Below are 12,298 nucleotides of genomic sequence, written 5' to 3' on the forward strand. Positions count from 1 at the left end.
CGGATGACCCTCACCGCACGGGTCCCGGAGCTGCTGCGCGAGCGGGCCTTCCGCCGCTACTGGACGGGACAGACGGTCTCGCTCGTCGGCGACCAGATCTCCCTCATGGCCCTGCCCCTCGCCGCCGTGCTGGTGCTCGGCGCCGACGCGGCCCAGATGGGCTGGCTCAAGACCCTCGAACTCCTCCCGGCCCTCCTGCTCAACCTGCCCTTCGGGGCCTGGGCCGACCGCCGGGCGAACCGCCGCCGGATCATGATCGCCACGGATCTCGGGCGGGCCGCGCTGCTGCTCACCCTGCCCGTCGCCCACGCCCTCGACCTGCTGACGCTCGGGCAGCTCTACGTCGTCGCCTTCGGGGTGGGCGCCCTGTCGGTGCTCTTCGAGGTCTGCAACGTCACCCTCTTCGTGGCCCTCGTCCCGACCGAGCGCTACGTGCAGGCCAACTCGCTGGTGAACGGCAGCCGTTCGATGGCCTGGCTGGCCGGGCCCGGCATCGGAGGCGTCCTCGTGCAGGTGCTCACCGCCCCCGTGGCGCTGCTCGCGGACGCCCTCACCTACCTGGTGTCGGCGGGGTACCTGGCGAAGATACGGCCGGCCGAGCCCGCGCCGGCGCCCGTGACCAAGGGCCATTTCACGGAGGGGATGCGATGGGTGCTGCGGGAGCCGTCGATGCGGGCGCTCTTCGCCGCCTCCGGGACCGTCCAGTTCTTCAACTACATGTTCCACACGCTGTTCGTGCTCTACGTGACCAAGGAACTCGGCCTCGGCGCGGCCTTGCTCGGCCTGGTGCTCGGCACCGGAGCCGTCGGCGGTCTGCTCGGGGCGGTGTGCAGCGGGGCGGTCGTCCGCCGGATCGGCATCGGCGGCTCCCTCGTCGCCGGCTTCCTCGGCTTCACCCTGCCGCTGGTCCTCATACCCGCGGCGGACGGGCCGCTGCCGCTCGTCGTGGGCGTGCTCTTCGCCGCCGAGTTCCTGTCCTGCGCCGGAGTGATGATCGTCGACGTGGCCGCCGGCTCCTTCCAGATGGCGCTCATCCCCGACGCCGTGCGCGCCCGGGTCATGGGGGCCTTCCGCACCCTCAACCACGGCTTCCGCCCCCTCGGAGCCCTCGCCGACGGCGTGCTCGGCAGCGCGATCGGTCTCCGCCCCACCCTGTGGATCGCCACCGTGGGCGCCGTCTTCGCCGTCCTGTGGCTGCTGCCCTCGCCCCTTCCGCGGATGCGCGAACTGCCCACCCGGGACCGGGAACCGGCCGAGGCCACCCCGTGAGGCCGGGCGAACCGGCAGACTGCCGTCATGAACGATCATGAGAAGCCCGAGGGGCTGACGGCCGCCTCCGTGGAGCGGTACCTGGAGCGCATCGGCGCCGTGCGGCCGGAGCGGGCGGACGCCGGGGCGTTGCGGGAACTGCACCTGAGGCACCTGCTGGCAGTGCCCTTCGAGAACCTGTCCATCCACCTCGGGCAGGACATCGTCCTCGACGAGAAGGCACTGGTCGACAAGGTGGTCGTGGCCCGGCGGGGCGGGTTCTGTTACGAGCTGAACACCGCGTTCGCCGCGCTGCTCCGGGCGCTCGGCTACCAGGTCGAGCTGCTCCAGGCGCGGGTCGTCGGCCCGGACGGGCGGGTGGGGATCCCGTACGACCACATGGCCCTGCTCGTGGTGGACGCGGACGGCGGGCGGTGGCTGGCCGACGTGGGCTTCGGCGACCACGGCCACCACCCGCTCGCCTTCGACGAGCGCGGCCCGCAGGACGACCCGTCGGGGACCTTCGTGATCCGGGAGGTCCCGGCGAGCGGCGGGGACCTCGACGTGGTGCGGAACGGCAAGCCGCAGTACCGCCTGGAGCCGCGGCCGAGGGCGCTCGCGGACTTCACGGCCGGCGCCTGGTACCACCGGACCTCGCCCGACTCCCACTTCACCCGCGGGGTGATCTGCTCGCTGCTCACCGAGGACGGCCGGGTCAGCATCGGCGGCCGGAAGCTGTACCGGACCGTGGCGGGGGAGCGCACCGAGCGGGAACTCGGCACGGACGAGGAGCTGCGCGGGGCGTACCGGGAGCTGTTCGGCATCGTGCTCGACGAGCTGCCGGCCCCGCCTTCCCCGCCGGCCCCGCCCGCAGAGGAGGAAGTGAAGCGGAATCCATAATTCGGACCCGTCGGTAACAAGGCCGCGTTTGCCTCGAACACCCCAGGGGTGATCGAATGCGAAGTCGTTGCATAGTGAACGAGTCGCACGGGGGTGCGTGGAAGATGTTCGGTGGTCTCTTCGGCAAGCGGGGGAGCGGTGGCGGCGGCAGGGGCGGTGCCCTGGCCGGGTTCACCGTGCCGGCCTCGGCGGGAGTGCTGAGCTGCCGGGTCCTCGACCCCGTCCACGAGCCGCTGCGGCAGGCCGAGTTCGCGCTCACCGACGCCGCCGGGCGCAAGGTGCTGGGCGGGGAGACCGACCCGTACGGCACCCTGCTCGCGACCGTCCCGGCCGGCGAGTACCGGCTCGCGGTCACCTCCGACGGGTACACCCCGCACCACGCCACCGCCGTGGTCGACCAGGGCCTCCACGCGGACCTCGGGGACGTCCTGCTCCAGGTCGCCCCGCAGCCGCCGCTGCCCGAGCCGGGCGACTGGGAGATCGACCCCGCCCACTCCCAGATCGGCTTCACCGCCCGGCACATCGGGCTGGCGCGGATCCACGGCCGGTTCAACAGCTTCGCCGGCGCGGTGCGGATCGCCGACCGCATGGAGCACTCCGCGATGCACGTCGTCATCGACGCGGCCTCCATCGACACCGGGGTGCAGATGCGCGACGACCACCTGCGCTCCGGTGACTTCCTCGACGTCGGCGTCCACCCGACCATCGAGTTCTTCAGCGAGCGCTTCACCCACCGGGGCGGGTCCCGCTGGAGCGTCACCGGCGCGCTCAGCCTCCACGGCGTGAGCCGCACCGTCGCCCTGGACACCCAGTACCTCGGTCTCGGCAGCGGCCTGGAGGGCGAGACCCGCGGCGCCTGCCGTGCCACCACCGAACTCCACCGCGAGGACTTCACCCTCACCTGGCAGACGCTGCTCGCGCGGGGCATCGCGGCCGTCGGCTCCAGCATCGCGATCGACCTGGACATCCAGATCGTGCGGAAGGACGCGGGCCGGGGCGCCTCCTAAGGGGCCTCCAGCCAGCCCTCGTACTCGGCGGCGAAGTCGTCCAGCGCCGCCGGGTCGAGGCGGCCGTCCGGGTCCTCGACCACCACCAGCCACTGCGCGTCCTCGGCGTCGTCCTCGCCGGCCAGCGCGTCCCGGACCAGCTGCGGTTCCTCGGTCACCCCGAAGCGGGCGGACAGCTCCTCGGACAGTTCCTCGGCGGCGTCGCGGTCGGGGAGCACCAGTACGTGTCGTTCACTCACCCGGCCATTCTCGCGCGCGGCCCGTTGTCGGCGGGGCGTGGGATGCTGGACCGCGATGGCCACCAGAAAGACTTCCAGCGACGACCTCCTCGGCCCCGTCACGCTCGCCGTGGGCCAGGAGGACCTGCTCCTCGACCGTGCCGTCCGGGAGGTGGTGGCGGCCGCGCGGGCCGCCGACGCCGACACGGACGTGCGGGACCTCACCCCCGACCAGCTCCAGCCGGGCTCCCTCGCCGAACTCACCAGCCCCTCGCTCTTCGCCGAGCGCAAGGTGCTGATCGTGCGCAACGCGCAGGACCTCTCGGCGGACACCGTCAAGGACGTGAAGGGGTACCTCGACGCGCCCGTCGAGGACATCACGCTCGTCCTGCTCCACGCCGGCGGCGCCAAGGGCAAGGGGCTCCTCGACGCGGCGCGCAAGGCGGGGGCGCGGGAGGTGGCCTGTCCCAAGACCACGAAGCCCGCGGAGCGGCTGACCTTCGTGCGGCAGGAGTTCCGGGCCCTCGGGCGGTCCGCCACGCCCGAGGCGTGCCAGGCGCTCGTCGACTCCATCGGCAGCGACCTGCGGGAGCTGGCCTCCGCGGTGACGCAGCTGACGGCGGACGTCGACGGGACGATCGACGAGGCGGTCGTCGGGCGCTACTACACGGGGCGCGCCGAGGCGTCGTCCTTCAACGTGGCCGACCGGGCCGTGGAGGGGCGGGCGGCGGAGGCGCTGGAGGCGCTGCGCTGGTCGCTGTCGACCGGGGTCGCGCCCGTGCTCATCACGAGCGCGCTCGCGCAGGGCGTGCGGGCCATCGGCAAGCTCTCCTCCGCGCGCGGCGGGCGGCCCGCCGACCTCGCGCGCGAGCTGGGCATGCCGCCGTGGAAGGTCGACCGGGTGCGGCAGCAGATGCGGGGCTGGACCCCCGACGGCGTCGCCCAGGCCCTCCGGGCCGTCGCCGAGGCGGACGCGGGGGTGAAGGGCGGGGGCGACGACCCCGAGTACGCCTTGGAGAAGGCCGTCGTGGCGGTGGCACGCGCCGCGCGCTCCCGCCGCCTGTCCTGACACGCGGAGCCGCCGTTTCCGGCGGGCCGGTGTGAGGCGTGCTCCCGCCCCGGCGGGGCGGGAGCGGTTCCGGGGTGTCACGGCCCGGGCGAGCCGGTGCGGCCCCTGCGGAGCGCCGCCCGGAGGTCTCCCGTTCCGCCTCCTCCCCGAAACCCCGCCGGGCCTGGACCGCCTCGGAGCGGAGGGAGCCGGACGGCCGCCTCGGCCCGGCGGCGCCGGACGGCTTCGCCGCCGGGGCCCGGGCACGCCGAAGGCCCCGCTCGACTCCTGGGGAAGGAGTGGAGCGGGGCCTCCGGGTCACTGCTCGGGAGGCCCGTACACGCGTGGCGAACGCGTCTCGCGTACGGGCCGGGTGGCCGCGGCGGGAGCGGTAGAGAGGGTCCGCTGGGTCCCGTGCGACCGGGTGGTGCCTGAGATCAGGAGATCCGGCTCAGCCCTGGAGGGAGGCGACCTTGACCGCCAGCGCCGACTTCTTGTTGGCGGCGGCGTTCTTGTGGATGACACCCTTCGAGACAGCCTTGTCGAGCTGACGCGAGGCGGCACGGGCGGCCACGGTGGCCTTCTCGAGGTCGCCGGCGGCGACAGCCTCACGGGCCTTGCGGATCGCGGTCTTGAGCGACGACTTGACGGCCTTGTTGCGCAGGCGCGCCTTCTCGTTGGTCTTGTTCCGCTTGATCTGGGACTTGATGTTCGCCACTGAGAGAGCCTTTACAGGTTCGATGTTTCTTCAGGATGCGTCCCGCAGCTGAGAGGGCACACGAGACACAGCTGTCCACGGTATCAGGCGCCCTCCGGGCCGCCCAAACGAGGGCCCGGAAGGCCCGGAGAACGCCCGAACCGGACGCGGCGCCGCGGGCATGGGACGATGGGGGCTACGTATCCGTTCCGAACACCGCCCCGAGACGAGAACCCTGCGTGCCCGCGACTCCTACCAACGTGCCCGAGCCGAGCCGTACCGACCCGGCTCTGATCCGCAACTTCTGCATCATCGCGCACATCGACCACGGCAAGTCCACGCTCGCCGACCGGATGCTCCAGCTGACCGGTGTGGTCGACCAGCGGCAGATGCGCGCCCAGTACCTCGACCGGATGGACATCGAGCGTGAGCGCGGCATCACGATCAAGTCCCAGGCGGTCCGGCTGCCCTGGGCCCCCACCGAGGGGCCGGAGCAGGGACGCACGCACATCCTCAACATGATCGACACCCCCGGGCACGTCGACTTCACGTACGAGGTCTCGCGTTCGCTGGCCGCCTGCGAGGGCACGATCCTGCTGGTCGACGCGGCCCAGGGCATCGAGGCGCAGACCCTCGCCAACCTCTACCTGGCGATGGAGAACGACCTCACCATCGTCCCGGTCCTCAACAAGATCGACCTGCCGGCCGCCCAGCCGGAGAAGTTCGCCGACGAGCTGGCCAACCTCATCGGCTGCCAGCCGGAGGACGTCCTCAAGGTCTCGGCGAAGACCGGCATGGGCGTCGAGGCGCTGCTCGACCGGGTCGTCCAGGACATCCCGGCGCCGGTCGGCGTCGCCGACGCGCCCGCCCGCGCGATGATCTTCGACTCCGTGTACGACTCGTACCGGGGCGTCGTGACGTACGTCCGTGTCGTCGACGGGCAGCTCAACAAGCGCGAGCGCATCAAGATGATGTCGACCGGCGCCACCCACGAGCTCCTGGAGATCGGCGTCTCCTCCCCGGAGATGACCCCGTCCGACGGCCTCGGCGTCGGCGAGGTGGGCTACCTCATCACCGGCGTGAAGGACGTCCGCCAGTCCAAGGTCGGTGACACGATCACCTCCCTGCACAACGGCGCCACCGACGCCCTCGGCGGCTACAAGGACCCGAAGCCGATGGTCTTCTCGGGCCTCTACCCGCTGGACGGCTCCGAGTACCCGGACCTCCGCGAGGCGCTCGACAAGCTCCAGCTCAACGACGCCGCCCTGGTCTACGAGCCGGAGACCTCCGCCGCACTGGGCTTCGGCTTCCGCGTCGGCTTCCTGGGCCTGCTGCACCTCGACGTGATCCGCGAGCGGCTGGAGCGCGAGTTCGGGCTCGACCTGATCGCCACCGCGCCGAACGTGGTCTACCGCGTCGTGATGGAGGACGGCAGCGAGCACACCGTCACCAACCCGAGCGAGTTCCCCGAGGGCAAGATCAGCGACGTGTACGAGCCCGTCGTACGCGCCACGATCCTGGCCCCCAGCGAGTTCATCGGCGCGATCATGGAGCTGTGCCAGACCCGTCGCGGCACCCTGATCGGCATGGACTACCTCTCCGAGGACCGGGTCGAGATCCGCTACACCCTGCCCCTCGCCGAGATCGTCTTCGACTTCTTCGACCAGCTGAAGTCCAAGACGCGCGGGTACGCCTCCCTCGACTACGAGCCCACCGGCGAGCAGGCCTCCAGCCTGGTCAAGGTCGACATCCTGCTGCACGGCGACAAGGTCGACGCCTTCTCTGCCGTCACCCACAAGGACGCCGCCTACGCGTACGGCGTGCGGCTCGTCGCCAAGCTGCGCGAGCTCATCCCGCGGCAGGCCTTCGAGGTGCCCATCCAGGCCGCCATCGGCTCCCGGGTCATCGCCCGCGAGACCATCCGCGCCATCCGCAAGGACGTCCTCGCCAAGTGCTACGGCGGTGACATCTCCCGCAAGCGGAAGCTGCTGGAGAAGCAGAAGGAAGGCAAGAAGCGCATGAAGATGGTCGGCTCGGTGGAGGTCCCGCAGGAGGCCTTCATCGCCGTCCTGTCGAGCGACGAGTCCGGCGGCAAGTCCAAGAAGTAGTCGGTCCGCCGTGTGCGAACGGGTCCGCGTGCCACCGGCGCGCGGACCCGTTCGTTATCCACAGGCCCTTACGTACCGGACGTCGGCGCTCTAATGTGAAGCTCCCCGAAGGTTACTCGTGAGTTAGTTACGCATGCGCACCTGAGTGAGTTCCGCACCCGTAGTTGCACCCCAACAGGCACCGCCGCCGCCCGGAGGACGACGTGAGCGACAACCAGACCCAGATCGACAACCGGCCGCCCTCCGTCGCGGCGCTCTTCCTCGAACGGGTCGAGCGCACCCCCGACGCGGAGGCCTACCGCTACCCGGTGCCCGCCGCCTCCGGCACGGGGGCCGACGACTGGAAGTCGCTCAGCTGGGGCCAGGCCGCGCAGCGGGTCCACGCCATCGCCGCCGGTCTGATCGACCTCGGGGTCCAGCCGGAGGAGCGCGTCGCCCTCGCCTCCTCCACCCGGGTCGAGTGGATCCTCGCCGACCTCGGCGTGATGTGCGCCGGCGCCGCCACCACCACGGTCTACCCGCAGACCAACGCCGAGGAGTCCGCCTTCATCCTCTCGGACTCCGAGTCGAAGGTGCTCATCGCCGAGGACGCCGCCCAGCTCGCCAAGGCCGTCGAGCGCCGCGCCGAGCTGCCCCACCTCCACCACGTCGTGGTCGTCGACCCCGAGGGCGCCGACACCTCCGACGCGTGGGTCCTCACCCTCGCCGACCTGGAGGCGCGCGGAGCCGCGTACCTGGAGAAGCACCCCGAGGCGGTCAAGGAGCGGGTCGCCGCGATCACCGCCGAGCAGCTCGCCACCCTCATCTACACCTCCGGCACCACCGGCCGCCCCAAGGGCGTCCGCCTGCCGCACGACAACTGGTCGTACATGGCCAAGGCGATCGCCGCCACCGGCCTCGTCACCCAGGAGGACGTGCAGTACCTGTGGCTGCCGCTCGCCCACGTCTTCGGCAAGGTCCTCACCTCCGGCCAGATCGAGGTCGGCCACGTCACCGCCGTCGACGGCCGGGTCGACAAGATCATCGAGAACCTGCCGGTGGTCCAGCCGACCTACATGGCGGCCGTCCCCCGCATCTTCGAGAAGGTCTACAACGGGGTCGCCGCCAAGGCCCGCGCCGGCGGCGGCGCCAAGTACAAGATCTTCCAGTGGGCCGCCGGCGTCGGCCGCGAGTACGCCAGGACCACCCAGGACAACTTCCGCCGCACCGGCACCGCCTCCGCGCCCTTCGGCCTCGCCGCGAAGCACAAGGTCGCCGACGCCCTCGTCTTCGCCAAGATCCGCGAGGCCTTCGGCGGCCGGCTGCGCGCCTGCATCTCCGGCTCCGCCGCCCTCGCCCCCGAGATCGGCTACTTCTTCGCCGGCGCCGGCATCCACATCCTGGAGGGCTACGGCCTCACCGAGTCCTCCGCCGCCTCCTTCGTCAACCCCGGCGAGGCCTACCGCACCGGCACCGTCGGCAAGCCGCTCCCCGGCACCGAGGTCCGCATCGCCGACGACGGCGAGATCCTGCTCCGCGGCCCCGGCATCATGGAGGGCTACCACGGCCTGCCCGAGAAGACCGCCGAGGTCCTGGAGGCCGACGGCTGGTTCCACACCGGCGACATCGGCGAGCTGTCCGCCGACGGCTACCTGCGGATCACCGACCGCAAGAAGGACCTCATCAAGACCTCCGGCGGCAAGTACATCGCCCCGGCCGAGGTCGAGGGCCAGTTCAAGGCCGTCTGTCCGTTCGTCTCCAACATCCTCGTCCACGGCGCCGACCGGAACTACTGCACCGCCCTCATCTCCCTCGACGAGCCCAGCATCCTCGGCTGGGCCGCCGAGCACGGCCTGGGCGGCAAGCCGTACGCCGAGGTCGTCGCCGCCCCGGAGACCGTCACGCTCGTCCAGGGCTACGTGGACCGGCTCAACGAGGGCCTCCAGCGCTGGCAGACGATCAAGAAGTTCCGCCTGCTGCCCCGCGACCTCGACATCGAGCACGGCGAGCTCACCCCCTCGCTGAAGCTCAAGCGGCCCGTCGTGGAGCGCGAGTACAAGGCCCTCATCGAGGAGATGTACGAGGGCTCCCGCGAGGCCTGACCGCGCGCGGCCCGCTCCCACCCCGGGCGGTACGGGACAATGGACCCCATGCCTTCCGTACTGCCCGATGGTGAGCCCGTGCCCGAGGACGGGGCGCTGCCCCCGCACGCCCTGGAAGGGGCGGGGGAGCGGCCGCTCGGGTTCTATCTGCACGTGCCGTACTGCGCCACGCGGTGCGGCTACTGCGACTTCAACACCTACACCGCGAGCGAGCTGCGCGGTGCCGGGGGCGTGCTCGCCTCCCGGGACAATTACGCGGGGCAGGTCGCCGAGGAGGTCCGGCTCGCCCGGAAGGTCCTCGGCGACGACCCGCGGCCGGTGCGGACCGTCTTCGTCGGCGGCGGCACGCCGACCCTGCTGGCCGCCGGCGACCTCGTGCGGATGCTGGGGGCGATCCGGGACGAGTTCGGGCTCGCGGACGACGCCGAGGTGACCACCGAGGCCAACCCGGAGTCCGTGAACCCGGAGTACCTCGCCGAGCTGCGCGCCGGGGGGTTCAACCGGATCTCCTTCGGGATGCAGAGCGCCCGGCCGCACGTGCTGAAGATCCTCGACCGGACCCACACGCCGGGGCGGCCCGAGCAGTGCGTCGCGGAGGCGCGGGCGGCCGGCTTCGACCACGTCAACCTCGACCTGATCTACGGGACCCCCGGCGAGAGCGACGACGACTGGCGGGCCTCGCTGGACGCGGCCCTCGGCGCCGGACCGGACCACGTGAGCGCCTACGCCCTGATCGTCGAGGAGGGGACGCAGCTGGCGCGGCGGATCCGGCGCGGCGAGGTGCCGATGACCGACGACGACGTCCACGCGGACCGGTACCTGATCGCGGACGAGGCCTTCGAGAAGGCCGGGTTCTCCTGGTACGAGGTGTCCAACTGGGCCACCTCCGAGGCCGGGCGCTGCCTGCACAACGAGCTGTACTGGCGGGGCGCCGACTGGTGGGGCGCGGGCCCCGGCGCCCACTCGCACGTGGGCGGGGTGCGGTGGTGGAACGTCAAGCACCCCGGGGCGTACGCCGCCGCGCTCGGCGCCGGGAAGTCGCCCGGCGCGGGACGGGAGCTGCTGTCGGACGAGGACCGGCGGGTCGAGCGGATCCTGCTGGAGCTGCGCCTGCGGGAGGGCGTCGAGCTGACGCTGCTCAAGCCCGCGGGGCGGGCCGCTGCCGAGCGTGCGCTGGGGGACGGGCTGCTCGACGCGGAGCCGTACGCCGCCGGGCGGGCCGTGCTGACGCTGCGGGGGCGGCTGCTCGCGGACGCGGTGGTGCGGGACCTGGTGGACTGAGGGCGCGGCGCGCCGGGGCGCGGGTCCGGGCGCCGGAGCCCGGGCTCGGCTCGGCGCGCCGTTCCGTCGCGGGCATCCGTTCCCGCCCGGAGTCACCCCTCCGAGGGAGGAACGGGTGCCCGCGACGGGGGTCAGCCCACCGTCACGAAGTCGATCAGCTCCTCCACGCGGCCCAGCAGCTCCGGTTCCAGGTCCTTGTAGGACGTGACGCGCTTGAGGATGGCCTGCCAGACGGCGCCCGTGTTGTCGGCCGGCCAGCCCAGGGCCCGGCAGGTGCCCGTCTTCCAGTCCTGGTCCCGGGGGACCTCCGGCCAGGCGCGGATGCCGAGGACCGACGGCTTCACCGCCTGCCAGACGTCGACGTAGGGGTGGCCGACGACCAGGACGTGGTCCGAGGCGACCCGGGCGGCGATCCGGGACTCCTTGGAGCCGGGGACCAGGTGGTCGACCAGGACGCCCAGGCGGGCGTCCGGGCCCGGGGCGAAGTCGGCGACGATCTCCGGGAGGTGGTCCACGCCCTCCAGGTACTCCACGACCACGCCCTCGACGCGCAGGTCGTCGCCCCAGACCCGTTCGACCAGCTCCGCGTCGTGGCGGCCCTCCACGTAGATGCGGCTCGCCCGGGCCACCCGGGCCCGCGCGCCCGGGACGGCGATCGAGCCGGAGGCCGTACGGGCCGGGCGGGCCGGGCCGCCCGGCGCGGGGCGGACCAGCGTGACGACCCTGCCCTCAAGGAGGAAGCCGCGCGGGTCCAGCGGGAAGACGCGGTGCTTGCCGAAGCGGTCCTCCAGCGTCACCGTGCCCGCCTCGCAGCGGATCACCGCCCCGCAGAAGCCCGTCGACACCTCCTCGACCACCAGGTCCGGCTCGGCCGGAACCTCCGGGGCGGGGGCCCGCCTCTTCCAGGCGGGCGTCAGATCGGGGTCGTAGCTGCGCATTCCGGGGACGCTACGACACCCGGAAGCGGCGTGCCAGCTCATCGCGCTGGCGTCGGACGAAAGCCGCGTCGACGGCCGCGCCGTGGCCGGGGACGTACAGCGCGTCCTCGCCGCCGAGGGCGAGGAGCCGGTCGAGGGCGTCGGGCCAGCGGGCGCCGAACGCGTCGGGGCCCGCCTGGGGCTCGCCGGACTCCTCGACCAGGTCGCCGCAGAAGACGGTCTCGCGCTCGCCCGGGACCAGCAGGACCAGGTCGTGGCCGGTGTGGGCGGGACCCACGTTGGCCAGGAGGACCTGCCGGCCGCCCAGGTCGAGGGTCCGCTCGCCGGTGACGGTGTGGCGCGGGGCCACCAGGGCCTCCGCCGCCTCGGCCGCCGCCCGCTCCTCGACCCCCTGGCGCACCGCGTCCTCGTACAGCTCCTCCCGGCCCCGGGAGGAGCCGAGGAGCTCGTCCATGCCGACGGCGCCGAAGACCTCCGCGCCGGCGAAGGCGGCGGTGCCGAGGACGTGGTCGAAATGGGGGTGGCCGAGTGCGATGTGCGTCACGCGCCGGCCGCCGGTGATCGCCTCCGCCTGGGCCCTGATCCCGGCCCCCTCGGCGAGCGTGGCACCGGTGTCGTACAGCAGCACGGCCTTGTCCCCCACGACCAGTCCCGTGGTGGCGTCCCAGCCGGGGAGCCGCCGCCGGCCCACTCCGTCCGCCAGCCGTTCCCACCCCTGAGCCGCCCAGACCGCCTGTTCGATGTCCATGCGACCGACGCTAGCGGGTCCGCC

11 protein-coding genes are annotated in these 12,298 nt (G+C 72.6%); 7 read left to right on the plus strand and 4 right to left on the minus strand.

The annotated features are described in order from the left end of the window. The first annotated feature begins 3 nt into the window (after positions 1-3). The 3 genes from ACFW6A_RS12780 (at position 4) to ACFW6A_RS12790 (ending at position 3,155) form a co-directional block, all read left to right on the plus strand. Positions 4-1,269, plus strand: coding sequence for an MFS transporter (locus tag ACFW6A_RS12780; RefSeq protein WP_386640424.1), 1,266 nt, complete (start codon positions 4-6; stop codon positions 1,267-1,269). A gap of 27 nt (positions 1,270-1,296) precedes the next feature. Beyond that, positions 1,297-2,148: an arylamine N-acetyltransferase gene (locus tag ACFW6A_RS12785; protein ID WP_351851072.1), complete on the plus strand. Its 852-nt coding sequence runs from the start codon at positions 1,297-1,299 to the stop codon at positions 2,146-2,148. A gap of 104 nt (positions 2,149-2,252) precedes the next feature. Beyond that, positions 2,253-3,155 carry a YceI family protein gene (locus tag ACFW6A_RS12790; protein ID WP_351851069.1) on the plus strand — a complete coding sequence of 301 codons (903 nt, stop codon included), beginning with the start codon at positions 2,253-2,255 and terminating at the stop codon, positions 3,153-3,155. Here ACFW6A_RS12790 and ACFW6A_RS12795 read toward each other — a convergent pair. After that, positions 3,152-3,394: a hypothetical protein gene (locus ACFW6A_RS12795; RefSeq protein WP_351851066.1), complete on the minus strand. Its 243-nt coding sequence runs from the start codon at positions 3,392-3,394 to the stop codon at positions 3,152-3,154. The two genes, ACFW6A_RS12790 and ACFW6A_RS12795, sit on opposite strands and share 4 nt — an antisense overlap. Positions 3,395-3,449: 55 nt before the next feature. Between ACFW6A_RS12795 and holA the strand changes: the two genes are divergently transcribed. Then, positions 3,450-4,442 carry a DNA polymerase III subunit delta gene (holA, locus tag ACFW6A_RS12800; RefSeq protein ID WP_386478128.1) on the plus strand — a complete coding sequence of 331 codons (993 nt, stop codon included), beginning with the start codon at positions 3,450-3,452 and terminating at the stop codon, positions 4,440-4,442. 430 nt (positions 4,443-4,872) lie between these two features. Here the strand turns inward: holA and rpsT are convergent, their stop codons facing one another. Beyond that, entirely contained in the window at positions 4,873-5,139 is a 267-nt protein-coding gene (gene rpsT, locus ACFW6A_RS12805) for a 30S ribosomal protein S20 (RefSeq protein ID WP_043221497.1), read from the minus strand. A gap of 218 nt (positions 5,140-5,357) precedes the next feature. On the opposite strand from rpsT, the gene lepA reads away from it, so the two are divergent. The 3 genes from lepA to hemW all read left to right on the plus strand — a co-directional run bounded on the left by lepA (position 5,358) and on the right by hemW (position 10,588). Next, a complete protein-coding gene (gene lepA, locus ACFW6A_RS12810) occupies positions 5,358-7,226 on the plus strand; it encodes a translation elongation factor 4 (RefSeq protein WP_351851516.1) in 1,869 nt (622 codons plus the stop codon). A gap of 203 nt (positions 7,227-7,429) precedes the next feature. Then, positions 7,430-9,307, plus strand: a complete 1,878-nt coding sequence (locus tag ACFW6A_RS12815) for an AMP-dependent synthetase/ligase (protein ID WP_386478124.1) — start codon at positions 7,430-7,432, stop codon at positions 9,305-9,307. Positions 9,308-9,346: 39 nt separating this feature from the next. After that, positions 9,347-10,588 (plus strand): radical SAM family heme chaperone HemW, encoded by a 1,242-nt coding sequence (gene hemW, locus ACFW6A_RS12820; protein ID WP_351851522.1) that lies wholly within the window; start codon positions 9,347-9,349, stop codon positions 10,586-10,588. A gap of 131 nt (positions 10,589-10,719) precedes the next feature. Here the strand turns inward: hemW and ACFW6A_RS12825 are convergent, their stop codons facing one another. Both ACFW6A_RS12825 and ACFW6A_RS12830 read right to left on the minus strand, forming a co-directional pair. Continuing rightward, on the minus strand, positions 10,720-11,526 hold the full coding sequence (locus ACFW6A_RS12825) for a DUF3097 domain-containing protein (protein WP_351851524.1): 807 nt from the start codon (positions 11,524-11,526) through the stop codon (positions 10,720-10,722). Between the two features lie 10 nt (positions 11,527-11,536). Continuing rightward, positions 11,537-12,274 carry an MBL fold metallo-hydrolase gene (locus ACFW6A_RS12830; protein WP_386478118.1) on the minus strand — a complete coding sequence of 246 codons (738 nt, stop codon included), beginning with the start codon at positions 12,272-12,274 and terminating at the stop codon, positions 11,537-11,539. Between the last annotated feature and the right edge of the window lie 24 nt (positions 12,275-12,298).

It is taken from the genome of Streptomyces sp. NPDC058758, from assembly GCF_042746075.1.
Lineage (GTDB): Bacteria > Actinomycetota > Actinomycetes > Streptomycetales > Streptomycetaceae > Streptomyces.